This is a genomic window from Leifsonia poae (genome assembly GCF_050632865.1).
Lineage (GTDB): Bacteria > Actinomycetota > Actinomycetes > Actinomycetales > Microbacteriaceae > Leifsonia > Leifsonia poae_B.
This window is the reverse complement of sequence record NZ_JBODSA010000002.1, coordinates 11,864-36,732: the sequence shown is the minus strand read 5'-3', so window position 1 is coordinate 36,732 and position 24,869 is coordinate 11,864. Positions and strand designations below refer to the sequence as shown.

General features: G+C 71.0%; 21 protein-coding genes and 1 pseudogene. 8 read left to right on the top strand and 14 right to left on the bottom strand.

Annotated elements, in window-relative coordinates:
* Positions 1-25: 25 nt before the first annotated feature.
* From ACRAWB_RS07345 to ACRAWB_RS07325, 5 genes are all read left to right on the top strand, one after another.
* Entirely contained in the window at positions 26-1,330 is a 1,305-nt protein-coding gene (locus ACRAWB_RS07345; protein WP_431352754.1) for an ABC transporter substrate-binding protein, read from the top strand.
* 79 nt (positions 1,331-1,409) lie between these two features.
* Positions 1,410-2,393, top strand: a complete 984-nt coding sequence (locus tag ACRAWB_RS07340; protein WP_431352753.1) for a carbohydrate ABC transporter permease — start codon at positions 1,410-1,412, stop codon at positions 2,391-2,393.
* Complete coding sequence (locus ACRAWB_RS07335; RefSeq protein WP_431352752.1) at positions 2,386-3,225, top strand: carbohydrate ABC transporter permease; 840 nt, start codon at positions 2,386-2,388, stop codon at positions 3,223-3,225. Before ACRAWB_RS07340 ends, ACRAWB_RS07335 begins: the two co-directional genes overlap by 8 nt.
* Complete coding sequence (locus ACRAWB_RS07330; protein WP_431352751.1) at positions 3,222-5,162, top strand: cellulase family glycosylhydrolase; 1,941 nt, start codon at positions 3,222-3,224, stop codon at positions 5,160-5,162. The genes ACRAWB_RS07335 and ACRAWB_RS07330 overlap by 4 nt, the downstream gene beginning before the upstream one ends.
* Before the next feature lie 81 nt (positions 5,163-5,243).
* Positions 5,244-5,639 (top strand): hypothetical protein, encoded by a 396-nt coding sequence (locus ACRAWB_RS07325; protein ID WP_431352750.1) that lies wholly within the window; start codon positions 5,244-5,246, stop codon positions 5,637-5,639.
* Positions 5,640-5,648: 9 nt separating this feature from the next.
* Here ACRAWB_RS07325 and ACRAWB_RS07320 read toward each other — a convergent pair whose 3' ends face one another.
* Entirely contained in the window at positions 5,649-7,646 is a 1,998-nt protein-coding gene (locus ACRAWB_RS07320; RefSeq protein WP_431352749.1) for a cell wall-binding repeat-containing protein, read from the bottom strand.
* Between the two features lie 62 nt (positions 7,647-7,708).
* Entirely contained in the window at positions 7,709-9,187 is a 1,479-nt protein-coding gene (locus ACRAWB_RS07315) for a helix-turn-helix domain-containing protein (protein ID WP_431352748.1), read from the bottom strand.
* Positions 9,188-9,310: 123 nt separating this feature from the next.
* Here ACRAWB_RS07315 and aceA point away from each other — a divergent pair, with 123 nt between their 5' ends.
* Positions 9,311-10,618 (top strand): isocitrate lyase, encoded by a 1,308-nt coding sequence (gene aceA / locus ACRAWB_RS07310; protein ID WP_431352747.1) that lies wholly within the window; start codon positions 9,311-9,313, stop codon positions 10,616-10,618.
* Positions 10,619-10,640: 22 nt separating this feature from the next.
* Positions 10,641-12,278 carry a malate synthase A gene (gene aceB / locus ACRAWB_RS07305; protein WP_431352746.1) on the top strand — a complete coding sequence of 546 codons (1,638 nt, stop codon included), beginning with the start codon at positions 10,641-10,643 and terminating at the stop codon, positions 12,276-12,278.
* A 13-nt stretch (positions 12,279-12,291) separates the two neighbouring features.
* Here aceB and ACRAWB_RS07300 read toward each other — a convergent pair whose 3' ends face one another.
* From ACRAWB_RS07300 to ACRAWB_RS07285, 4 genes are read right to left on the bottom strand one after another with little or no spacing between them, the layout of a single operon-like run.
* Complete coding sequence (locus ACRAWB_RS07300; RefSeq protein ID WP_431352745.1) at positions 12,292-12,651, bottom strand: DUF488 domain-containing protein; 360 nt, start codon at positions 12,649-12,651, stop codon at positions 12,292-12,294.
* 10 nt (positions 12,652-12,661) lie between these two features.
* Entirely contained in the window at positions 12,662-13,606 is a 945-nt protein-coding gene (locus ACRAWB_RS07295) for a PfkB family carbohydrate kinase (RefSeq protein ID WP_431352744.1), read from the bottom strand.
* Positions 13,599-14,696, bottom strand: coding sequence for an ADP-ribosylglycohydrolase family protein (locus ACRAWB_RS07290; RefSeq protein ID WP_431352743.1), 1,098 nt, complete (start codon positions 14,694-14,696; stop codon positions 13,599-13,601). Before ACRAWB_RS07290 ends, ACRAWB_RS07295 begins: the two co-directional genes overlap by 8 nt.
* Positions 14,693-15,265 (bottom strand): peroxidase-related enzyme, encoded by a 573-nt coding sequence (locus ACRAWB_RS07285; protein WP_431352742.1) that lies wholly within the window; start codon positions 15,263-15,265, stop codon positions 14,693-14,695. The genes ACRAWB_RS07290 and ACRAWB_RS07285 overlap by 4 nt, the downstream gene beginning before the upstream one ends.
* Positions 15,266-15,372: 107 nt before the next feature.
* On the opposite strand from ACRAWB_RS07285, the gene ACRAWB_RS07280 reads away from it, so the two are divergent.
* Positions 15,373-15,924, top strand: coding sequence for an adenylyl-sulfate kinase (locus ACRAWB_RS07280; RefSeq protein WP_431352741.1), 552 nt, complete (start codon positions 15,373-15,375; stop codon positions 15,922-15,924).
* Positions 15,925-15,972: 48 nt separating this feature from the next.
* Here the strand turns inward: ACRAWB_RS07280 and ACRAWB_RS07275 are convergent, their stop codons facing one another.
* The 8 genes and pseudogenes from ACRAWB_RS07275 to ACRAWB_RS07240 all read right to left on the bottom strand — a co-directional run bounded on the left by ACRAWB_RS07275 (position 15,973) and on the right by ACRAWB_RS07240 (position 24,834).
* A complete protein-coding gene (locus tag ACRAWB_RS07275; protein ID WP_431353156.1) occupies positions 15,973-17,457 on the bottom strand; it encodes an MDR family MFS transporter in 1,485 nt (494 codons plus the stop codon).
* A gap of 162 nt (positions 17,458-17,619) precedes the next feature.
* Positions 17,620-18,357 (bottom strand): DUF2382 domain-containing protein, encoded by a 738-nt coding sequence (locus ACRAWB_RS07270; RefSeq protein WP_431352740.1) that lies wholly within the window; start codon positions 18,355-18,357, stop codon positions 17,620-17,622.
* A 76-nt stretch (positions 18,358-18,433) separates the two neighbouring features.
* The gene (locus ACRAWB_RS07265; RefSeq protein WP_431352739.1) at positions 18,434-19,147 is read right to left on the bottom strand and encodes a hypothetical protein; all 714 of its coding nucleotides are present in this window, start codon (positions 19,145-19,147) and stop codon (positions 18,434-18,436) included.
* A gap of 125 nt (positions 19,148-19,272) precedes the next feature.
* Positions 19,273-20,412: a cysteine desulfurase family protein gene (locus ACRAWB_RS07260; protein ID WP_431352738.1), complete on the bottom strand. Its 1,140-nt coding sequence runs from the start codon at positions 20,410-20,412 to the stop codon at positions 19,273-19,275.
* Positions 20,409-21,262: pseudogene (gene nadC / locus ACRAWB_RS07255) on the bottom strand (carboxylating nicotinate-nucleotide diphosphorylase). Before nadC ends, ACRAWB_RS07260 begins: the two are co-directional and overlap by 4 nt.
* Positions 21,256-22,809 (bottom strand): L-aspartate oxidase, encoded by a 1,554-nt coding sequence (gene nadB / locus ACRAWB_RS07250; RefSeq protein ID WP_431352737.1) that lies wholly within the window; start codon positions 22,807-22,809, stop codon positions 21,256-21,258. The pseudogene nadC and the gene nadB overlap by 7 nt, the downstream one beginning before the upstream one ends.
* A 1-nt stretch (position 22,810) precedes the next feature.
* The gene (nadA, locus tag ACRAWB_RS07245) at positions 22,811-24,106 is read right to left on the bottom strand and encodes a quinolinate synthase NadA (protein ID WP_431352736.1); all 1,296 of its coding nucleotides are present in this window, start codon (positions 24,104-24,106) and stop codon (positions 22,811-22,813) included.
* On the bottom strand, positions 24,103-24,834 hold the full coding sequence (locus ACRAWB_RS07240) for an NUDIX hydrolase (protein ID WP_431352735.1): 732 nt from the start codon (positions 24,832-24,834) through the stop codon (positions 24,103-24,105). The genes nadA and ACRAWB_RS07240 overlap by 4 nt, the downstream gene beginning before the upstream one ends.
* Positions 24,835-24,869: the final 35 nt, after the last annotated feature.

Below are 24,869 nucleotides of genomic sequence, written 5' to 3'. Positions count from 1 at the left end.
CCCATCAAGAGACGAAGGAGTCACAATGAGGAAACGCGCCATCGTCGCGGCCGCCGTCGCCGCTGCGGTCTCGCTCGTGGTCGCGGGCTGCAGCAGCTCGGGATCCGGCGGTTCGGCCAGCGGGTCGACCATCACCTACTGGGCCAGCAACCAGGGGACCAGCCTCGACAACGACAAGCAGGTGCTGACGCCTGTGCTCGACGAGTTCACCAAGCAGACCGGGGTCAAGGTGAAGCTCGAAGTCATCGGCTGGAACGACCTGCAGACGCGCATCCAGACCGCCGTCACCTCGGGCCAGGGCCCGGATGTGCTCAACATCGGCAACACGTGGGCCGCCTCGCTGCAGGCGACCGGCGCCTTCCTCCCGTACGACGACGCCAACATGAAAGCGATCGGCGGCAGCGACAAGTTCGTCCCGACCGCGCTCAAGACCGGCGGCGCCGAGGGCAAGCCCGTCACCAGCGTCCCGCTGTACGGACTCGCCTACGGCCTCTACTACAACAAGAAGATGTTCAGCGACGCCGGCATCCAGCCGCCGACCAACTGGGAGGAGCTGGTCAGCGACGCCAAGAAGCTGACCAACGGCACCACCTACGGCTTCTCGCTCGCGGCCGGCAGCTACACCGAGAACGTCCACTTCGCCTTCATCAACGCGTCGCAGAACGGCGGCGAGTGGTTCGACAGCAAGGGCAACCCGACGTTCACCAGCACGGCGAACGTCCAGGGCATCAAGCGCTACCTCGACCTGATGCAGACCGACAAGGTCGTCAACACCTCGAACGCCCAGTACGACAACGGCGTGCAGGCGGTCAACGACTTCGCCACCGGCAAGGTCGGGATGATCCTCAGCCAGAACAACGCCGACGCCTCCATCGTGTCCAACGGCATGAAGAGCGACCAGTACGGCGTCGTGCCCTTCCCGGCTCCCGCGGGTGCCAAGCAGATCGCGACGTTCCCGGCCGGTATCAACCTGTCGATCTTCAAGAACACGAAGAACAAGGATGCGGCGCTCAAGTTCGTCAAGTACATGACGAGCGAGTCCACCCAGAGCAAGCTGGCGAAGCCGTACGCGACGCTCCCGGTGCTCGACGGCGTCAAGCCGACCTTCACGGACAACGCCGATGAGGCCGCGACCTTCCAGAAGATCTACAACGACATGTCCAAGCCGCTGCCGCTGGTGCCGGCCGAGGACCAGTTCGAGAACACCGTCGGCAAGGCGATGAACGACATGTTCGCCAAGATCGCCACCGGCAGCACGGTCTCCGAGTCCGACATCAAGTCGGCGATGCAGAACGCGCAGGACCAGGTCAAGCAGTCCCTGGGCGGCTGATCCGCCGAAACATCGCTCGCCGGGCGGGGCGTGACGCACGCGTCCCGCCCGGCGGTCAGCCACACCTGTAAGGAGACCCATGTCGACGACGACAGACGTCCGCGGCCCCGCCGTCACGGTGCCGGCCGCGGCCGCACCGCCAAAGCCGAAGCGCCGCCGCCCGAAGGGATGGTGGCTGCCGTTCGTCCTGCTCGCCCCGGCGATCATCTTCGAACTGCTCATCCACGTGGTCCCGATGCTGACCGGCATCTGGATCAGCTTCCTCCAGCTCACCAAGTTCTACATCGCCAACTGGGGCGAGGCGCCGTTCGTCGGCCTCAAGAACTACGCCGTCGCGCTCGACTTCTCCGGATCCGTCGGCAAGGGGCTGCTCCAGTCGTTCTTCGTGACGGTGGGCTTCACCATCCTCGTCGTCGGCCTCTCCTGGGTGCTCGGGATGGCCGCGGCCGTCGCCCTGCAGGAGCGGTTCCGGGGGCGCGCGTTCTTCCGCACCCTGTTCCTCGTGCCCTACGCGCTGCCGCTCTACGCCGGCATCATCACCTGGAAGTTCATGTTCCAGAAGGACACGGGCGCGATCAACCACTTCCTGTTCGACAACCTCGGCCTCCCCGGCGACAAGCCGTTCTGGCTGATCGGCGGCAACGCCTTCTGGTCGATCGTCATCGTGGCGATCTGGCGACTGTGGCCGTTCGCCTTCCTGATGCTCATGGCCGGGCTGCAGTCGGTCCCGTCGGAGGTGTACGAGGCCTCCGCGGTGGACGGCGCCAAGCCCTTCCGCCAGTGGCGCTCGATCACCCTGCCGATGCTCCGGCCGGTGAACGCGGTGCTGCTGGTGGTCATGTTCCTGTGGACGTTCAACGACTTCAACACGCCGTACGTCCTGTTCGGAAGCACAGCCCAACCCGCGGCGGGCGACCTGATCTCCTTCCACATCTACAACGCGTCGTTCCTGACCTGGAACTTCGGCTCGGGAGCCGCGATGAGCGTCCTGTTGCTGCTGTTCCTGCTGATCGTCACCGGCGCCTACCTGCTCGTCGTCAACCGGAGGAACCGCAATGCGTGAGACCCGCTCTTCCCACGTCTTCCGCTGGGTGACCATCGCCGTCCTGACGGTGTTCACGGTGGTTCCGCTGTACGTGATGGTCACGTCGTCGGTGAAGCCGCTGTCGGAGGTCCAGGCCGCCTTCACGTGGTGGCCGCAGACGATCACCTTCCAGCCGTTCATCGACATGTGGTCGACCGTGCCGCTGGCGTCCTACTTCGTGAACAGCCTCATCGTCTCGAGCGCCGCGACCCTGATCTCGCTGGTGATCGCCGTGTTCGCCGCCTACGCGGTGTCGCGGTACCGGTTCAAGGGCCGCAACGTCTTCACCACGACCGTGCTGTCGACGCAGATGTTCCCCGGCGTGCTGTTCCTGTTGCCGCTGTTCCTCATCTTCGTGAACATCAATCAGGCCACCGGCATCCAGCTGGTCGGCACCCGCTGGGGCCTCATCATCACGTACTTCACGTTCGTGCTGCCGTTCTCGATCTGGATGCTCGCCGGCTACTTCGACAACATCCCGCACGAGCTCGACGAGGCTGCGAAGGTGGACGGATCGGGCCCGCTGGGCGCGCTGTGGCACGTGGTCATCCCGGCCGCGCGTCCCGGTCTCATCGCCGTGGCGATCTACTCGTTCATGACCAGTTGGGGCGAGGTGCTGTTCGCCTCCGTGATGACGACGGATGAGAACAGGACTCTCGCGGTCGGCCTGCAGCTCTACTCGACGCAGACGAACGTCTACTGGAACCAGATCATGGCGGCGTCGCTGGTGGTGTCCATCCCGATCGTGGTCGCGTTCCTGCTGCTGCAGCGCAACTTCGTGGCAGGGCTGACGGCCGGCGCGGTCAAGTGAGCTCGGATCGTCCGTCGCCGGTCCTCACGGTCGGCGACGCGCCCGTGGTGTGGCTGGGGGCCAACTTCTGGTCGCGCAGCGGAGGTCCGCTCATGTGGACGCGGTACGACGCGGGCCTCGTCCGCGAGGAGCTGCGGGTGCTCGCCGAGCACGGCCTGAACATGACGCGCTCCTTCTTCTACTGGCCGGACTTCCACCCGACCCCGGACTCGCTCGACGAGCAGTGCATGGCCAACTTCGCCGACTTCCTCGATGCGCACAGCGAGGTCGGGATGACGACGGTGCCGACGTTCCTGGTCGGCCACATGTCGGGCGAGAACTGGGACCCGGTGTGGCGGGAGGGCCGCGACCTGTACCGCGACGTCTGGTTCGTCGGCCGGCAGGCCTGGTACGTGCGAGAGCTGACGGCGCGGTTCGCGTCGCATCCCGCCGTCGCCGGCTGGCTGCTGACCAACGAGATGCCGATCTACGGCGGCGAGGCGCCGCGTCCCATCGTGGACGCGTGGGCGTCGCTCCTGGTGGATGCGGTGCGCGCGGGCGGCGGGACGCAACCGGTCGCGGTCGGCGACGGCGCCTGGGGCATCGAGACGACCGGCCACGACAACGGCTTCTCGGTGCGCGACCTGGCCGAGTGCACCGACTTCATCGGTCCGCACGTCTACCGGATGGAGACGGACCAGATCCGTCAGCACCTCAAGGCCGCGTTCATCGCCGAGCTGGCGGCGACGCACGGACTGCCGGTGATCATGGAGGAGTTCGGGCTCACCAGTGACTTCGTGTCGGACGCGGGCGCCGCGTCCTACTACCGGCAGCTGCTGTACTCGACGCTGCTGGCCGGGGCGACCGGCTGGATCGCGTGGAACAACACCGACTACGACGACCTGGCCGATCAGCGTCCGTACTCGCACCATCCGTTCGAGATGCACTTCGGCATCACCGACCGCCACGGGAACCCCAAGCCGCCGCTACGCGAGCTGGCGGCCTTCGCGGCGGATCTGGCGGCGATCGACCTGCCGTCGGTGCGGCGAGCGGCGGTGGATGCGGCCCTCGTCGTGCCGTCGCATCTCGCGGAGGATTACCCGTTCACCAACGAGGACGAGCGGGCGCACATCGTGGCCACCGGCGAGCAGGCGTATGTCGCGGCGCATGAGGCGCACATCCCGGTCGCCGTGGTCCGTGAGAAGGCGGACGGCGGCCTGCCAGCGGGCTACGGACTGTACCTGCTGCCGTCGGTCAAGCAGCTGTGCGCGACGTCGTGGGAGCAGCTGATCGGGCTCGCCCGCGACGGCGCGACGGTCTACGCGTCGTACTCGCACGGGTCGAGCGGCGTGCAGCGCGGGCCGTGGTGGGCGCACACCGAGGAGCTGTTCGGGGTCGGGATGGATTCGGCGTACGGTCTCGCGGAACCCGTGACCGACGACACGGTGGTGCTGCGGTTCACGGAGGACTTCGGGCCGCTCGCCGCGGGGACCGAGTTGTCGTTCGCGGCGGCGGGCAACCGGAACGGGCGGACGTACCTGCCCGTGCGCGCCACCTCCGGACGCGTGGTCGCTGTGGACGCGCACGGCCGTCCGGCGATCGTGGTGCAGGACCACGGGGCAGGACGCGCGGTGCTGTGCGCCTATCCGCTCGAGTTCTTCGCCGCGGAGCAGGGCCGCGTGAACCCCGAGCAGACCTGGCGGCTGTACGACGCGCTCGCCGCGGTCGCGGACGTGGAGCGCGACGTGCGCCTCGACGACCCGCGCGTGTTCACCGACACCCTCGTGCACGACGACGGCCGCCGCTTCGCGGTCTTCGTCTCCCAGCACGAGACGCCCGTCACCGTGACCCCCGAGGTGCCCGCCGGCGGCGAGCTCCGAGCGCTCGACGGCACCCCCGCCCCCACGCTCGACCTCGCCCCCTACGGCGTCGCCCTCCGCCTCCTCGCCCTCGAATAGCTCGCCTCCCCGACCCCGCCCCGCCCCCCGACCCCGCGCCGTCGAGTTCGCACGAAGGCGGGGCGGGGTTAGGGTCGGGGCGTGGCGACTTTCGGAACCAGGGGCGCGAGCGGCGGCGGCTGGCTGAGCGCGGGCTCGTGGATGAGCGGCGTGGGGCGGCCCGCGCGCGTCGACCGCTCGGAGGTGTACCCGGTGCCGGTCGGCGACCTGGAACGCATCATGCGTGCGGCGGTGCGGCGTTCGAAAGACCTGCGAGTGTACGAGCTCGGCCCGGCCGGCGGGAGGCTCTACCGCCGCAGCTTCATGGGCTACGGAGCAGGGACGGTAGAGCTGGGCTTCCTCGCGGACGATGCGGGCTCCCGGGTCGACGCGCTCTCGCACCTCGGGGCCTGGGCGTTCGGGGCGGGCGACGGCACCGAATCAAATGTCCTCACCGGCCTCTTCCGCGACATCGCGGCTGTCATCGCCGAGCAGTAGCGCGCCGCGTCAGCCGCAGGTGCTCAGCGTGTCCAGACTCGACGCGAGCGAGTTGATGCCGCCGATGAGGACGGCCGTCTTGACGCCGACGTTCTCCATTGCTTGCAGCGCGTCCGGCGGGAGGCAGGACTGTGTCGCGATGAGCAACGGTGCCCCCATCCGCCCAGCGAGCGCCGCCCCGGCAAGAGCGTCCGGGAAGTTCAGGCCCGAGGCGATGACGGCGCTGTCGCGGGGGTGGAACGCGCCCACAGCGTACGTCTGCGCCCCGTCCAGTCCGGGAAAGGCATCCTTGGTGATGGCCACCGACGTCGAGAATCGGTCAGGCCCCGACACCCGTCCCACCGAGAGACCAGGGATGCGGGCCAGCGCAGCCTCGTATTGCGAGGAGATCGCGGCAGGACCGCCGACGATCTCGACCTTCGTCACTCCCGTACGCTTCAGCTCTTCCAGAGTCGCCGGGTCGGGCGCCGTGCCGCGGCCGTCGACGAGCAGCACGCCGGCGTGCTTCGAGGTCGCCGCCGCCCCGGCGGAAAGGGCGTCGGGAAAGCCGAAGCCGGACGCGAGAAGAACGGTCTTCGAGCCAGTCGGGAACCCGAACTCCATCAGGGCACGGGAGGTGGCGAAGCGGTCGCTCCCGGCGACCCTGATCACGTCGGCCGGGGATGCGACGTAGTGGGCGAGGCTGCGCGCGACGCTGTCCGACACGGACGCGGTGCCGCCCACGATGACGATCCGGCCGGGTCGAAGGCGGGTGAGCTCCGCGTCGATCGACGCGGGGACGAATCCTTGCGGGACCAACAGGAGCGGCGCGCCCAGCGAACCGGCTACGGGCACCGAGGAGAGTGCGTCGGGGAAGTTCTGGCCGCTCGCGACGAAGACGGTACCGACGCCGGGAGCGTACTCGGACGAGGGCGAGAGGGTGTTGGCGGAGATCGTGGCGGCCGTCGCGTAACGATCCGCGCCGGCCAGTCGCGTGGTCGAGGGGAGAGTGAGTGCCGTCGTGGGCGACGCGAAACCGTATTCGCCGAGGGTGATGGGATCCGACCGGAACGCACCTGCCGCCGGCTGACCGCCGATGTACTCCATGACGCGGTACGTGCCGGGGAACACGCTGAAGGTGTAAGAGCCGTAGTTGCCGATGTAGTCCGCTTTGCGTTCGATGACGGTCTCGGAACCGTCCGGCTGCACCTGGAGCAATTGCGACTCCTGGATGATCGACCCGGACGCGGCGGAGCACCGCGAGCACGGGAAACTCCCTGTGATCTCGGCCATTCCGTAGGCCACCTGGTCGGGCGCGGTCTTGGATGCGCTGGTCGTATCTACCGCGAACGGCTTGGTCTGGAGCGTCCAGGGGACGGGGGACCCGCCGCTCCATGACGTCCCGGATGCCTGGAACGTCACCGAGTACGCGCCAGGGAGCAGACCGCTGATAGCGTATGTGCCGTCCGCCAGCGACCTCACGTTCGGCGCGGTGTCAGCGCGTGCGCTGAACCACTGCCAGGTGTCCGAGCGTTCCGCTGTCAGAGTGCCTTGCTGCGCCGCCGCGCCTGCAGTGGTCACGATTCTGCCGGTGATCGTCGTCGGCAGGGGAAGTGTCTGATCGAAGGAGACATCGGCCGCGGACGGCACAAGCAGATCATCGCCCTCGCCGGGGAGGCCGACGTACCGCGTTCGGTTCCCGTAGACCGACTGGTAGCCACCCGCGCCCAGATACTCCACACGTAGCTCGACGTGTGCCTGCGAGAGTGGGAGCGGCGCCGTCACGGAGTAGTGTCCGGAGGCGTCGGTCAGGACCGGGCTCCCGATCGTGTCGACTTCCGTGCTGAGGTAGGTGGCCACCAGGCTTACTCGCGCCTCCCCGGCTGCCGCCGGATGGGACGAGTCGCCCAGGCTGATGGTGCCGTGGACGACGAGGCTCGAATCCGCGGCGGCGGGTGTCGCGACGGCAAGGCCGCCGACGACGGCCAGCAGGGCGGCAGCGAACACGAGGCGATGGGGGCGCTTCACCGGTTCTCCCTCTGTGGGTGAACTCGGTCACGCACAGCCGAATGTTAGCGCAGCCGTGCGGCTCAAGCCGTCGGCGGTGCGTGGCGGTCGAGGAAGGCGTAGACCTCGGTGGGGTCGACGCCGGGGAAGGTGCCGGTGGGCAGCGCCGCCAGGAGGGATGTGGGCGTGCGGGCGGCGGGCCACGCCTGGCCTTCCCAGCGCTCGGCCAGGGTGCCCGGCGGACGGCGGCAGCACGACTCGTCGGGGCAGCGCGACACGGTGCGGTTGGGCGTCTCCCGCCCGCGGAACCACTTCACGTGCGCGAAGGGCACGCCGACGCTGACCGAGTAGTCGCCCTCCTTGGCCTTCTCGACCCGGGAGGTGCACCAGAACGTGCCGCTCGGCGTGTCCGTGTACTGGTAGTAGGGGCTGAACCGGTCCGCGACGTCGAACACCGTGCGCGCGGTCCAGCTGCGGCACACCGGCGTCCCCTCGACCGCGCCGAGCGCATCCGACGGGAACACCACCGCGTCGTTCTCGTACGCCTTGATGATCGTGCCCGACTCGTGCACCTTCATGAAGTGCACCGGGATGCCGAGCCGGGCGGTCGCGAGGTTGGTGAACCGGTGCGCCGCCGTCTCGTACGAGACCGCGAAGGCGTCGCGCAGGTCCTCCATCGAGATGCGGCGGAAGTTCTTCGCCTCGGTGAGGAACGCGACCGCGTCCTTCTCCGGCAGCAGCAGCGCCGCGGTGAGGTAGTTGGTCTCGACCCGCTGCCGCAGAAAATCGGCGTAGTTTCTCGGCTCGTCGTGCCCGAGCAGGTGCGAGGCGAACGCCTGCAGGATGGGGGAGCGCGAATCCCGCGACGCCGACTGCTCAGTCGGCAGGTAGATGCGCCCGTTGCGCCGGTCGGTCACCGAGCGGGTGGAGTGCGGCAGGTCGCCGACGTAGTGCAGCGAGTATCCGAGATGGTCCGCCATGTCGGTCACGGTCTGATGGGACACCGGCCCACCGGTGTGCCCGACGGCCGCCAGCAGCTCCCCGGCGATCGCCTCGAGCTCGGGGAAGTGGTTGTCGCGCGCGCGCATGGTCGCGCGCAGCTCGGCGTTCGCCCGGCGCGCCTCCTCGGGCGTGGCCGCACGCTCGCGGTGCAGCCGCTCCACCTCCTGGTGCAGCCCCAGGATGGCGCGCAACGTCGCGTCGGGGACGGTCCGCCCGACCCGGGTCGGCTCGATCCCGAGCGCGGCGAACACCGGCCCGCGCTGCGCGCGCTCGACGGCGATCTCGAGGGCCGCGCGCTCATCCGGAGGCTCGGGAGCGAGCAGGTCGTCGACGCTCACCTCCAGCGCTGACGCGATCGCGCGCAGCAGGGCGAGCCGCGGCTCGCGGTTGCCGTTCTCGATCGTGGACACCTGCGACGGCGCGCGGTCCACGGCGGCGGCCAGAGCCTCCAGGGTCATCCCGCGCCGCTGGCGGAACGCGCGGACGCGCCGCCCGAGGGTGAGCGCGTCGGCTTCGGGGCGGTCGTCCTGCACGTCGTCGATGACGGTCATGGTGGCCATGCTGACACCCGGGCGAAGTTCTGGCAAACAGAAGAACGGCCGGATTTCTGTCGATGGATCCGCTCACGGCGGGTTGCGGCGGGCGAAGGATCGAGTCATCCGACACGACCGATGGAGGCTCCGATGACGAAGACACACCGCCCCGGCGACACGACCCAGACCGCCGCCGAGCTGCAGCTCGAGTGGGACGCGGACCCGCGCTGGTCCGGCATCCGCCGCGACTTCACCGCCGCCGACGTCGTCGCGCTGCGCGGCCCGGTCCGCGAGGAGCAGACGCTCGCCCGCCGCGGCGCCGAGCGGCTGTGGGAGCTGATCCAACGCGACAGCACATCCGACGACCCGCGCTGGGTCGCCGCCCTCGGCGCCCTCACCGGCAACCAGGCCGTGCAGCAGGTGCGTGCCGGGCTCGAGGCGATCTACCTGTCCGGCTGGCAGGTCGCCGCCGACGCCAACCTGGCCGGCCAGACGTATCCCGACCAGAGCCTCTACCCGGCCAACTCCGTGCCCGCCGTCGTGCGCCGCATCAACAACGCGCTGCTGCGGGCCGGGCAGGTGGAGGGCACCGACGGCCGGGTCGCCGACTGGATGGCGCCGATCGTCGCCGACGCCGAGGCCGGCTTCGGCGGCCCGCTCAACGCCTACGAGCTCATGCACTCGATGATCCAGGCGGGCGCCGCGGGCGTCCACTGGGAGGACCAGCTCGCCAGCGAGAAGAAGTGCGGACACATGGGCGGCAAGGTGCTCATCCCGACCGGCCAGCACATCCGCACCCTCAACGCCGCCCGCCTGGCCGCCGACGTCGCGGGCGTCCCGACCATCGTGATCGCCCGTACGGATGCGCTCGCCGCGACCCTGCTGACCAGCGACCACGACGAACGCGACCGCCCCTTCGTGACCGGGACGCGCACCGCCGAAGGCTTCTACGAGGTGCAGAACGGCATCGAGCCGGTCATCGCCCGCGGCCTCGCCTACGCGCCCTACGCCGACCTGCTGTGGGTCGAGTCCGCCGAGCCCGACCTGGAGCTCGCGCGCCGGTTCGCCGAGGCCGTCCACGCCCAGTTCCCCGGCAAGAAGCTCGCCTACAACTGCTCGCCGTCGTTCAACTGGCGATCCCACCTCGACGACGACACCATCGCCCGGTTCCAGCGCGAGCTCGCGGCGATGGGGTACGCCTTCCAGTTCATCACCCTGGCCGGCTTCCACGCCCTCAACCACTCCATGTTCACGCTCGCCCGGGACTACTCCACCCGGCACATGAGCGCCTACGTCGACCTGCAGGAGGCGGAATTCGCCTCCGAGGCCGACGGCTACACCGCCACCCGCCACCAGCGGGAGGTCGGCACCGGCTACTTCGACCGGATCGCGACCGCGCTCAACCCCGACAGCGCGACGCTCGCCCTGGTCGGCTCCACCGAAGAGCACCAGTTCTGAACCGACCGAAGGAGACATCATCATGATCGAGATCACCGGCCCCCGCATCGACGGCGCCGACCGCATCCTCTCCCCGGAGGCCATCGCCTTCGTCGACCACCTGCACCAGACCTTCGCCGGACGGCGGCAGGAACTGCTCGCCGAACGGCAGCGCCGCCGCACGGAGGCCGGCAACGGACGCGACCCGCGCTTCCTGAGCACCACGGCCGCCATCCGCGAGGACGACGACTGGCGCGTCGCCGGCGCCGGCCCCGGCCTCGAGGACCGCCGAGTCGAGATCACCGGCCCGACCGACCCCAAGATGGCGATCAACGCGCTCAACTCGGGCGCCCGCGTCTGGCTCGCCGACCTCGAGGACGCGACCAGCCCGACCTGGGGCAACATCGTCGGCGGCCAGGCGACCCTGTTCGACGCCGCGCGCGGAGACCTCGCGTTCACGAGCCCGGAGGGCAAGGACTACCGGGTCACCACGCCGTTCGAGCACACGCCGACCATCGTCATGCGTCCGCGCGGCTGGCACCTGGTCGAGAAGCACCTCGCCTTCACCGACCGGGCCGGGCGCACGGCGCCCGCCAGCGCCTCCCTCACCGACTTCGGCCTGTACTTCTGGCACAACGCGCAGGCGCTCGTGGATGCGGGACGCGGCCCGTACTTCTACCTGCCGAAGCTGGAGTCGCATCTCGAGGCGCGGCTGTGGGACGACATCTTCGTCTTCGCGCAGCAGCGCATCGGGATGCCCGTCGGGACGATCCGCGCGACCGTGCTCATCGAGACCATCCCGGCGGCGTTCGAGATGGAGGAGATCCTGTTCGAGCTGCGCGACCACTGCGCCGGCCTCAACGCGGGCCGCTGGGACTACATCTTCTCGATGATCAAGACCTTCCAGGGCCGCGGGCGACGGTTCGCGTTCGGCGACCGCGACCGCATCACGATGACGGTCCCGTTCATGCGCGCCTACACGGAGCTGCTGGTCGCGACCTGCCACCGCCGGGGCGCGCACGCGATCGGCGGGATGAGCGCGTCCATCCCGAACCGGCGCGACCCGGAGGCGACCGAGCGGGCGCTCGCGAAGGTCGCGGACGACAAGCGCCGGGAGGCCGGCGACGGCTTCGACGGGACCTGGGTCGCACATCCGGACCTCATCCCGACGGCGCTCGCCGAGTTCGACGCGGTGCTGGGGGACCGGCCCAACCAGCTGGCGCGGCAGCGGGACGACGTCATGGTCACGGCCGCCGATCTGCTCGACGTCGGCTCGGCGGATGCGACCGTGACGGATGCCGGGGTGCGGTCGAACGTCTCCGTCGCGCTGCGCTACATCGAAGCGTGGCTGCGCGGCACGGGCGCCGTCGCGATCGACGGGCTGATGGAGGACGCGGCCACGGCGGAGATCTCGCGGTCGCTGCTGCGGCAGTGGATCGAGAACCGGGTGGTCACCGTCGACGGCGCGACCGTGGACGCGGAGGCGGTCGCCCGGCTGATCGACGAGGAGCTGGAGTCCCGGGAGACGGACGGCTCGCGCTTCGCGGACGCCGCCGACGTGCTGCGCGAAGTGGTGCTGGCGGAGGACTTCCCGACCTTCCTCACCATCCCGGCGTATGCGCGGTACCTCGTGGATGCGCGCGACGCCGAGGAGGCGGAGCGGCTGGCGCTCGCCGGGTGATCGCTGGCGCCGCTCACGGATGGTGCTCGAGGTAGTCCTCGAGCACCTTCCCGTGGTCCAGCTCCGGGTCACGAGCGCCGACGAGCAGGGTGATGCGCGGATGCGTCTTCGCCAGCTCTCTCAGCTGGTCGACCGCGGGGTTGCTGTCGAGCTCGTGCTCGTAGCGCGTACGGAACTCGTCGAAGACCTCGGCCTCGGCGCTCGCGTCGTGGTGGAACCAGCGACGCAGCTCGGTCGACGGCGCGACCTCCTTCAGCCAGAGGTCGAGGTGGGCGCGTTCCTTGCTGACACCGCGCGGCCAGAGGCGGTCGACGAGGATGCGGTAGCCGTCCTCGGGAGCCGCCGGGTCGTAGATGCGCTTGACGGTGATCACGGTTCCAGTGTCACGCGCCGGTGCGGTGCGAGGCTAGGAGGGTGTCGGTCTCGGCGGCCGTCGGCGCGGTGGCGGGACCGCGCCGGGTGACCGCCAGCGCTGCGGCCGCGTTCGCGCGGAGGGCCGCGTCCATGGGGCTCAGTCCGCGAGCGAACGCCGCGGCGAGGACGCCGCCGAACGCGTCGCCCGCGCCCGTCGTGTCGACCGCCGTCACCGGGAACGCCGGAAGGTGTCCGGGCGCCGGATCGCCCGTGGCGACCCAGCAGCCGGACGCGCCGTCGCGGACCACCGCGACGCCGCCCTCCCGCAGCATCCCGCGCAGGGCGCCGGCGGCGGGCGCGGGATGCGCGTGGGCGCGCAGGACGCGGGCCTCCCGCGCGTTCGCACTCAGCACGTCGGTGCGCGCGAGGACCGCCTCGAGGAGGTCGCGGTCGAGCGTCCCCACCAGCGGGGACGGGTCGAACACCACGATCGCATCCGCCGCGGGGAGCTCGGTCAGCCAGCCGGCGACGGCGGGGCCCGAGGTGGGGTGCGCCAGGCTGTAGCCCGAGACGTAGACGACGTCGCCGGCGCGGGGATGGATGCGGTCCAGGTCGGTGCGCGTCAGCATCCCTTCGGCGCCGGGGACCGTGACGAAGGTCCGCTCCGCGTCGTCGTCGACGAGGACGACGCAGTACCCGTTGTCGACCGTCTCGATGGGCGGCGTGGCGACCGCGATGCCCTCGGCCCACAGGGCCTCGCCGACGACCTCGCCGAGCGGGCCCGTTCCGGACCGCCCGGCGAACAGCACCTCGGCGCCGTCCCGTGCGGCGGCGGACATCACGTTGAAGCCGCCGCCGGCGGACATTCCGGACGACTCCGCCAGCACGTCGCCGCCGCGCTCGGGGAGCGCGCCGACGCGGAGGACGAGGTCGACGACGACCGTCCCGGTGAAGATGACCCGTCCGTCAGCCATGTCGTCCCCTCACGCGGAGCAGGCCGTCCACCAGCGGCTCCAGTTCCAGTGCGTTGACCCGGCGGATGGTCTCCACCGCCGTGCGCGGCCAGTCCGTGGCGCCGGTCGCGCCGAGGACGGCGCCGGCCATCGCGGCGATCGTGTCGGTGTCCCCGCCGAGCGACGCGGCGCGGCACAGCGCGTCCCAGGCGGCGTCGCCGTCCGGCGCGGCCGAGGCGCCGATCCCGTTGCGTCGCGCCCCGATCCCGTCGTCGGCCGGCCGGTCGCGGTGCGACGAGCCCGTGCCGGCCACCGCCAGGGCGACGAGGGCGAGCGCCGCGACCACCGACTCCTGCGCGGCGACCGACGTCCCCACGACCCCGACGAGGGCGTCATCCTGTTCGCGCGGTGCGAGGTCGAGCAGGTACGGGATGGCCCACTCCAGCCGCGACGCGATGTCCCCGCCCGCGACCCAATGGCCGCGACCGGCGCCCTCGCGCGCGGCGGCGACCGCCACATCCAGCGCTTCCGGCGCGTCCGCACCGTCGAGGCCCGCGCTCACCGCCGCGCCGACCGCGGCCGCGCCGGCGATCCCGAGCCCGGTGTTGTGGGTGAGCGAGCTGACCTGGACGACCGCGTCGACGAAGCCGCCGAGCGGTTCGACCGGCACGGCGATCCCGACCGGGGTGATCCGCATGGCGGCCCCGTTCGTCGCGCCGAAGCGACCCGCCTCCTCGGGCGGCATGCCGTCCTGGAGCCGCTGGAGGGCCGCCCGGGTGCTCGGGCCGAGCAGGTCGAGCGAGCCGCGCGCCTCCATCGCCCGCTCCCAGGCGAGGAGTTCGGCGGCGAGGACCCCGGGCCGTACGGTGCCGTCGCCGTCGATGAGCAGCCGCGCCAGCAGCACGGCCTGCTCGGTGTCGTCGGTGATCGAGCCGGCGGGCATCCCGGCAGCGATCTGCTGGTGCGGTCCGGCCGCGACGAGTCCGCGGATCCGCCCGTGGTCGGCGGCGATCTGTTCGCGGGAGAGGGACTGCGTGGGCATTCCGAGGGCGTCGCCGAGCGCCAGGCCCTGCAGCGCCGCCAGGGCCCGGGAGCGGGTGCTGTCTCTCACAGCGGCGCCACCAGCAGGGCGTCGCGCAGCCGATCGCTGAGCCCCGGCGGCACCTCGACACCGGCCCCGAGCGCCTGGATGGACCGGCTGTAGCAGCTGCGCGCCGCAGCGGCCAGAGTGATGTCGACGATCTCGCGGTCGGTGTAGCCCAGCTCGCGGAGCCGCAGGGTGTCCTCGTCGGTGAGGGAGACGGAGTCGGTGGCGACGCGGGCGGCGTAGTCCATCATGGCGACCTCGGCCTCGCTGAGGTCGGCGTCGTGGTAGTCGCGTGCGATCGCGATCAGTTCGTCCTCGTCCATGATCGTGAGCGTCTTGCGGCCGTGGGCGAGGCGGCAGTGCTGGGAGTGCAGGGCCTGCGCGGCGGCCAGTGTCACGAGCTCGTACCGTCGCTTGCCGAGCTGGGAGACGATCGCGCGCACCAGGTTCTCGAACGCGCGCACCGCTTCCGGGTTGACGGCCATCACCCGGGTGTAGTCGGGGACGTAGCCGAGGTCGTCGATGTCCTCGGCGTAGAGCGCGGCGACCTCGCCGGTCGCCTCCGACGGCTCGGGTGTACGGATCACGGACACGGTGCCTCCTCGAGGTGCGGTTGCCCCATTCTGCCGCCGCCGCGCTGTGGCTGCCAGAGGCGCTGGCCGCAATGGGCCGCGGGCGCGCGATGCGACAGGATGAGCAGATGCAGACTGACACCCCGACGGACGTCATCGTCATCGGCGGCCGCTCGGGAGTGGGGAAGTCCTCGGTGGCCGCCGAGGCCTCCCGGATCCTGGCCCGCGCGGATGTCCGCCACGCGGTGATCGAGGGCGACAACCTCGACCAGGCGTATCCCGAGCCGTGGCGCGACGGCGTCGACCTCGCAGAGCGGAACCTCGCGGCGATGTGGCGGAACTACCGAGCCATCGGATACTCGCGCCTGATCTTCACCAACACCGTGAGCGTTCTGCAGGTCTCCGCGCTGAGCGCGGCGCTCGGCGCAGAGACTCGCGCGACCGCGGTCCTCCTGACGGCGACCGACAAGACCGCAGCTCATCGCCTCGCACAACGGGAGATCGGCAGTGCGCTCGGCGAACACATCGACCGAAGCATTCGCGCGGCGCGGCAACTCGACGCCGCGGGGGACCACGTCCTACGAGTCGCCACCGACGGCCGCACCGTCACCGAGATCGCTCGGGACGTTCTCGTCAGGGCCGGCTGGCTGGACACCCGCGGTACCACCGAGAGCCTTTAGCGAAGGGACGCCGCTGGACCGCCCGCCCCACTGACGCGCACTCCCTACTCAGTGCGCGAACGCCACCTCTGACGGCACATCGGCCGGCTTGCGGACGAAGAACGACCCCACCACGCCGAACAGCGAGATGATCGCGCCCGCGAAGAACGCAGCCCGGATGCCGCCCGCCTGTGCCGCGTCCACCGGTGCCCCACCCGCCGCGAGCACGTTCGACTGCAGTGTCAGCACCGCGATGAGCAGTGCCGTACCGGCCGCGCCGCCCACCTGCTGGATGGTGCCCAGGATGGCGCTGCCGTGCGAATACAGGTGCGGCGGCACCGCACCGAGGCCCGCGGTGAACAGCGGCGTGAACATCATCGCGAGTCCGAGGCTCAGCGTGACGTACGCGGCGATCACCATTCCGACGGGCGTCGTCTCGGTGACCATCGTCAGTCCCCACAGCACAAGGCTCACCAGGATGGACCCTGGCACGACCAGCACGCGCGGATCGAACCGGTCGTAGAGCCGGCCGACGAACGGCGCCGCGAGTCCCATGATGAGGCCGCCCGGAAGCAGGATGAGCCCGGTCGCCAGGGTGTCCAGATGCAGCACGTGCTGGAGGTAGAGCGGGAGCACGATGATGACGCCGAACATCGACGCCGTGGTGATCGCCATCAGCACGATGGACACGGTGAAGATGGGGTACTTGAACGTGCGCAGGTCGAGCAGCGCGCGGTCCTTCCGCTGCAGCAGCAGCTGGCGGGTGATGAACGCGGCCAGACCGACGACGCCCACGATCAGGGAGCCCCACAGCATCAGCGGGCTCGACGACGAGCTGCCGGACTCGCCGGACAGCGTGAGGCCGTAGACCAGTCCGCCGAAGCCGAACGCCGACAGGATGACCGACAGCACGTCGATGCGGACCTTCTTGGGCTCGCTCACGTTCTCGACGAAGCGCATGCCGACGAGCAGCATGACCAGCGCGATCGGCAGCACGATGAGGAAGATCCACCGCCAGGCCAGGAAGTTGAGGATGAGGCCCGAGATCGTCGGGCCGATGGCCGGCGCGACCGAGATCACGATCGAGACGTTGCCCATGGTCCGCCCGCGCAGCGCCGGCGGCACCAGCGTCATGAGCGTGGTCATCAGCAGTGGGATCATGATCGCCGTGCCGGACGCCTGGATCACACGGGCGGCGACGAGCACGATGAAGCCCGGCGCGAGCGCGGCAGAGAGCGTGCCGAGCGAGAACAGCGACATCGCGGCGATGAACATCTGCCGGGTCGAGAACCGCTGCAGCAGGATGCCCGTGATCGGGATGACCACCGCCATGGTCAGCATGAAGGCCGTGGACAGCCACTGCGCCGCGAGGGCGTCGACGTGCAGGTCGTCCATCAGCTTCGGGATGGCGACCGTCATGATCGTCTCGTTGAGGATGACGACGAACGTGGCCGCGAGCAGCAGCCAGATCACCCGCTGGTCGCGCGGCGCGATACGGACGGGCGCTGCCGCTTCCGCGGGCGCGGCGAGGTCGCCGACGTCGACGGATGTCACGGGTGAGGTCTTCTCAGTCACCGGTCCAACCTAGCGAGAGCCACCGACAGTGTGGGTGTCGATCGTGTGAACTGTGGAGAAGTTCGCTCTCCGCAGAACAGGGGAATAAAAAGCGCGAAGCGGGGCGCCCGTCGCCGGGCCGCCCCGCTCCACGAAACAGCCTCAGACCGCGCCGCGCCCGTCGGCCTCGACGTCGATGCGCTCCTTGCGCACCTCTTCGTCGACCGTCTCCGTGTCGGTCACCTCCTGCGCGTCCAACCGCACGCGCTCGACGGGCACCGTCTCCTTCTCGACGACCGGTCGCTCCTCGTGGAGGATCACCTCGTGCTCCTCCTCGCTGATCGCGGGACCGTCGAGTGCGGCGTCCACGTTGGCGTCGGTGATCGGCTCGCGCTCGACCCGGACCTCCTCGCGGGTGACGGGCACCTCGACCTGCTGGTTCTCGGTGACCACGTACTTCCGCAGACGCGCGCGGCCCGTCTCGACCCGCTCCGTGCCCACGTCCAGCCGTTCCTCGGAGCGTGTCATCGCGTCGTCGGTGGTCGGGCCGGAGGTGTCGTAGCCGGCACCGGTGGCCGTTCGGTCCGCGCTGCCACCGCGGTAGTACGCGTACAGCTGGTCCTCCTCGTCGGGGCTGAGCTCCGCGTCGTCCTCGATGCGGGGCGCATCCTTCACGACCGCCTTCTCGAACGGCACACGAAGGCTGTCGCCCTCTTCGACCGCGTCGTCCAGGGGGACGAAGCTCTCGGACGTGCCGAACAGTCCCGTCTTCACCGACGCCCAGTTCGGACGTCCGGTGGACGGGTCGACGTAGACCTGTCCGACGGTGCCGATCTTGTCGCCATCCCGATCGACGACTTTGGCGCCGACGAGTGCCGCGATGTTGTTCTCATTGATCATGGTGTTCCTCCTCGTGATGCCCGCCGCGGCGAGCGTGTCCCCCGCTCGTGCGCCCCGGTTCCGGGGCCCGCCGTGCCTAGCGACCGAGTCCCACCCGGTCGACACGACGGTGGTATCGCATGCCCGCGACGCCGCCCAGGATGGCGCCGAGCAGGCTGACGATGGCGACGATGATCGCCGTCACGATTCCCGTGACCGTCACCGAGCCCTCCCCGAGCGGGATGCGCGGGAAGCTGTTCAGGTTGCCCAGGATGTTGAACTGGCTGCCGAGCGCCAGGCTCAGCACTGCTACGACGACGGCGACGACGATCGCCCACAGCCAGACGGCGATGCCCTGCTTCACACCGTCGAAGCGGGCCATCCGGCCGGCGACGTAGCCGCCGCAGTAGTAGGCGACGAACAGGATGACGACGAGCGCGATGGCACCGACGATGCCGACGGTGGCCGCGTTGGCGTTCGCCTGGTCGGCGGCCTTGTTCGGGTCTCCGCCGGCGGTGCCCAGCCCCACCGCTGCTCCCGCCGCAGCGAGGACCGCCGTCAGCAGCACGGCCATGCCGGTCGCGGCCAGCCAGCCGAAGAAGGCGGATCCGAACTTCATGCCGCCGAATTCGCTCCTCTCCCGCTCGAGGACGTCGTTGCGGAGCGTGTGCGTGCGGTCGACGGGCACGGCGGCCCCGGTGGAGTCGCGGTCGTAGACCGCCTCGCCGGGGTGGCGGTCGGCGGGAACCGTCGTTCGCGGCGGGTCGTCGAGCGGTGCACGGTCGTCGGGGTTCGGCGTTCGATCGGTCATGGCGTCCCTTTTCGCAGTGGCCCGCTCCGATGTCGGGTCTCGTTCCGGTTTCCAGGGACGCTAGGCGGCCGAGAGAGGCGGGCCCAGGTGGTTGACGCCGACGGGGGTCAGGGGGATCCTGTGCCCTATCCGAGCCCCCGCACCGCCCGCACGGCCTCTCCGACCGCCGGCGCGACCGCCGCGAGATCACCGGCCGCGATCTCCGGCCCCCACGAGAACCGCACCGCCGTGCGCGCCACATCCTCCGGGTAGCCGAGCGCCAGCAGCACGTGCGACGCGTCCTCGCTCCCGGCCGCGCACGCCGACCCGCTCGACGACACGATGCCGCGCCGCTCCAGCTCCAGCAGCACCGCCTCGCCGTTCGTCGCGGGGAACACGAACGACGCCGTCCCCGGCAGCCGCGAGGTGGGATGCCCGGTGAGCTCCGCATCCGGGACCTCCGCGAGCACCCCCGCGATGAATCCATCGCGGGCGGCAGCAGCGGCGGACGCGCGGGTCGCTCGATCCGCCACAGCAAGCCGCGCCGCGACCCCGAGCGCCACCGCCCCGGCGACGTTCTCCGTGCCCGACCGCCGCCCGCGCTCCTGCCCGCCGCCGTGGATCAGCGGCTCGACCGGGATGCGGCCGCGCACGTACAACGCCCCGACGCCCTTCGGCGCGCCGATCTTGTGGCCCGACACACTCAGCGCGTCCACCCCGAGCGCGCGGACGTCGAGCGGCAGCCAGCCCGCGGCCTGCACGGCGTCCGTATGGAAACGAGCGCCGACCGCATGTGCCAGCGCCGCGAGCTCGGCCACCGGCTGCACGGTCCCCACCTCGTTGTTGGCCAGCATCACCGACGCCAGGGTCGTGTCCGGTCGCAGCGCGGCCGCGAAGTCCGCGGGCGAGACGAGCCCGTCGCGGCCGACCGGCACGAAGGTGACCGTGAAGCCGTGCAGCCGCACGAGGTAGTCCACTGACTCCAGCACGGCCTCATGCTCGATCGCCGACGTGACGATGTGCCGCCCGCGCGGATCGCCGAGCGCGATGCCTTTGATCGCGAGATTGTCGGCCTCCGTCCCGCCCGAGGTGAACGTCACCTCCGACGCCCGGCAGCCCAGCCACGCGGCGACCGACGCGCGGGCCTCGGCGAGCGCCCGCGCGGCCGACTCTCCGACCGCGTGATGGCTCGACGGGTTGCCGAAGTCGCCGGTGAGGTACGGCCACATCGCCTCCAGCACCTCCCGGCGGACCGGAGAGGTGGCGGCGGCATCGAGGTAGATCACTCGACCACCACGTCCAGTCCGAGGTCGAGCGAGCGGACGCTGTGAGTGAGCGCGCCCGACGAGATCACGTCGACGCCGGTCTCGGCGATGCTCCGGACGGTCGCGAGGCTGACGTTGCCGCTCGCCTCGACGATCGCGCGGCCGGCGACCAGGGCGACGCCCTCGCGCAGCTGGTCGACCGTGAAGTTGTCGAGCATGATCGTGTCGACGCCGGCGGCGAGCACGGGTTCGATCTGGTCGATCCGGTCGACCTCGACCTCCAGGTGGGTCGTGTGGGACAGCTGCTCGCGCACCCGCAGCAGCGCGTCGGTCACCGAGAGCCCGGACTGCGCGGTGAGCACCGCGAGGTGGTTGTCCTTCGCCATGACCGCGTCCGACAGGGAGTAGCGGTGGTTGTGCCCACCGCCTGCCCGCACGGCGTGCCGCTCGAAGGCGCGGAGCCCGGGGTCGTCTTGCGCGTGTCCACGATGCGGGCGGAGGTGCCGGCGACCTCGGCGACGAACGCCGCGGTCAGTGTGGCGATCCCGCTCATCCGCTGGACGAAGTTGAGGGCCACGCGCTCGCCCTGGAGCACCGAGCGGGCCGGGCCGGTCACGGTCGCCAGCGCGTCCCCAGCGGCGAAGGTCGCGCCATCCGGGACGTGCAGGGCCACCTCGACGGACGGATCGGTCAGCGTGAACGCGGCGGCGAACACTTCGCCGCCCGCGAACGTGCCCGGCTCCCGCGCCATGAGCCGCGCGGTCGCGACCGCCGCCTCCGGGATGAGCAGCTGGCTCGTCAGGTCGCCCCACGGCGCATCCTCGATCAGGGCGGCCTGGACGGCGGTCTGGATGATCTGGCGGGTCAGCATGCGGAGGGCACCTCGAGACGGGAGAGCTGGGGGAGCAGGACGGTGTGCGCGGGCTCACCCGCAGCTGTCAGCGGGAAGTCGGAGCGGAAGTGAGCGCCGCGCGACTCCTCGCGCGCGAGTGCGGCCGCGACGACCAGACGGGCGAGGGTGAGGAGGTTGCCGTCCTCCGACGGACCGTCCCCGGGGTCGATGGTCGCCGCGAGTTCGTCGGCGGCCGCCGCCAGCCGCGCGCCGTCGCGGTGCACGCCTGCCGCATCCCAGAGCAGCGCGCCCAGCCGGGCCCGCGAGAACGGACGCGAGGGATGGGCGGGCGCGTGCTCGAGCACGGCCGCGGCCGCACCCTCCCGCACCCATTCCGGGCCGTCGATCCACGGCGCGTCGATCGCGTCGGCCGCCCGGTGCGCGAACACCAGCCCTTCGAGCAGGGAGTTCGACGCCAGCCGGTTGCCGCCGTGCGCACCGGTGCAGGCGACCTCGCCGACGGCGAAGAGCCCGGGGACGCTGGTGCGCCCGTCCGTGTCCGTGGCGACGCCGCCCATCGCGTAGTGGGCCGCGGGCGTCACGGGGATGGGATGCCGCCCCCAGTCGTACCCGGCGGCGCGCGTCGCCGCGTCGATCGTCGGGAAGCGCCGCGCCAGGAAGTCCCCGCCCAGCGCGGTCGCGTCGAGGAGCACTGGACGGCCGCCCTGGGCCGCCATCTCGACCGCGATGCCGCGGGCGACGACGTCGCGCGGCGCGAGTTCCGCATCCGGGTGCACGTCGGTCATGAAGCGCTCGCCGGCCGCGTTCCGCAGCACCGCGCCCTCGCCGCGCACGGCCTCGGACACGAGGAACGCGCCGGCGCCCGCCGCGCCCGGCGCGTGCAGCGCGGTGGGGTGGAACTGCGTGAACTCGAGGTCCGCCAGCACCGCGCCCGCGCGCCAGGCCGCGGCCACGCCGTCGCCGGTCGCGACCGCCGGATTCGTGGTGTGCGCGTACAGCCGGCCCCAGCCTCCGGTTGCCAGGACGACGGCGTCGGCGTCGAGCGCGACGGGCGTCCCGGAGACCAGCAGCGAGACTCCCGCTGCCGCGCCGTCGCGCAGCAGCACGTCCTGCAGGAAGGCGCCCTCCACGACGGGGATGCGCGCCGCGCGCAGCGCAGCGATGAGCGCACGCGAGAGCTCGGCGCCGGTCGCGTCCCCGCCGGCGTGCAGCACGCGTGCGGAGGAGTGCGCCGCTTCGAGCCCCCGCGCCAGCACGTCGCCGTCGCGGTCGAAGGCCGCGCCCAGCGCGATCAGCTCGCGCACGCGCACGGGTCCGTCTGTGCACAGCGCGTCCACCGCGTCCCGGACGTTGAGCCCGGCCCCCGCGCGCAGCGTGTCGGCGACATGCGCCTCGACGCTGTCGTCCGGGAACAGCGCCGCCGCGATGCCGCCCTGCGCGTACCGCGTGCTGCCATCGGACAGCGACGCCTTGGTCACCACCGTGACGTCGTGCCCGAGCGCGTGCGCCCGCAGGGCCGCGGTCAAACCGGCGATCCCGCTCCCGACGACGACCACGCGGCTCATGTCAGGCCGCCATCGTCGTGTCCGGACGCGCGGCGAGCATCCGCTCGAGCGCGACCCGGGCGGGGGCGGCGACCTCGTCCGGCACCGTCACCTGGTTGAGAACGTCGCCGCGGACCAGGCCCTCCAGCACCCACGCGAGGTACCCGGGGTGGATGCGGTACATCGTCGAGCACGGGCAGACGACCGCGTCGAGGCAGAAGATCGTGTGCTGCGGGAACTGCGCCGCCAGCCGCTGGACCAGATTGATCTCGGTCCCGATCGCGAACGTCGAGCCGGCCGGCGCCGCCTGGATCGCCTTCACGATGTAATCGGTCGAGCCGTACTCGTCGGCGGCATCCACCACATCCATCGGGCACTCGGGGTGCACGATCACGCGGACGCCCGGGAACTCGGCGCGCGCGTGCTCGATCTGGCCGACCGTGAAGCGCTTGTGCACCGAGCAGAAGCCGTGCCAGAGGATGACCTGGGCGTCCTGCAGGGTGGACGCGTCGGTCCCGCCCCAGGGCTTGCGCGGGTTCCACAGCGGCATGCGCTCGAGCGGCACGCCCATCGCCTTCGCGGTGTTGCGGCCGAGGTGCTGGTCGGGGAAGAAGAGGACGCGCTGACCTCGCTCGAACGCCCACTCCAGAACCGTCGCGGCGTTGGAGGAGGTGCAGACGATCCCGCCGTGCTCGCCGCAGAACGCCTTCAGCGCCGCGGACGAGTTCATGTACGTGACCGGGATGACCGGCACGCGGCCGTCCGCGTCCGGCTCGGTACCGTACAGCTCCTCCAGCTGCTCCCAGCACTCCTCGACCGAGTCGAGGTCGGCCATGTCGGCCATCGAGCAGCCGGCGGCGAGGTTCGGGAGGATGACGCGCTGCTCCGGCCGCGACACGATGTCGGCGGTCTCGGCCATGAAGTGGACGCCGCAGAACACGATCGCCTCGGCCTCCGGGCGCGCCTTGGCCGCGTTGGCGAGCTGGAACGAGTCGCCGATGAAGTCCGCGTACTGCACGACCTCGTCGCGCTGGTAGAAGTGGCCCATCACCGCGACGCGGTCGCCCAGGGTCTCCTTGGCGGCGCGGATGCGGTCGCCGAGCTCCTGCGCGGACGCGGTGCGGTACTCCTCGGGCAGCTCGCCCTGGCGAGGGGTGTTCACGGGGATGGGGTCGCCCAGCGAGGCGCCCGGCCCGTAGCTCGGCGCGAGGCCGTCGAACTCCCACGGCGCCTCGACAAGGTCGGGCGTGCAGGTCTCGCCGTCGAGCTGCCCGGAGGCGATGAGCTTGATGGTCGTGTCGACCGAGGCGATGGTCATGATTCGCTTCTTCCTTCGAACGGATGCTGCTGCCGGGGGAGCGGCCCCGCGTCGGCGAGGTCGATCCGGTCGTTGTAGCGGTACAGCCGCGGCGGGCGGTGCGGCGTGCCGGTCAGGTACTCGTCGGTCGCGACGACGGCGCCGGAGGCCTCGATGGTGCGGCGGAAGTTCGCCGGGTCGAGCGCCTTGCCGAGCACGGCCTCGTGCACGCCGCGCAGCTGGGCCAGCGTGAAGCGCTCGCCGAGGAAGGCGTGGGCGATGCGCGAGTACTCCATCTTCGTGCGGAGCCGCCACAGGGCGTACTCGACGATGACGTTGTGGTCGAAGGCCAGTTCCGGGAGGTCGTCGGCGGGGAACCAGCGGACGTTCTCGCCCACGCTCGCCCGCTCGGCCTCGTCGCTGCGCACGAGCGCCCAGTACACGACCGAGACGACGCGCTCGGCGCCGGGGGAGCGGTCCGCGTCGCCGAACGCGTACAGCTGCTCGAGGTAGCGCGGCGTGAGCCCGGTAGTGTCGTTGAGCGTGCGGGCGGCGGCGTAGGCCAGGTCTTCGCCAACCCGCAGCGGACCTCCGGGCAGCGCCCACCGGCCTTCGAACGGCTCCCGGATGCGGCGCACCAGCGGCAGCCACACCTGCGGGACGCCGCCGGTCTCGTCGTCGCTGCGCAGCGCGAAGATCACGGTGGACACGGCGAGGATCGCGCTCGCCCGTTCATGCCGTGCCGTCATGGCTGCTCCCGTGGATGGGTAAGAGTCAGAATGAC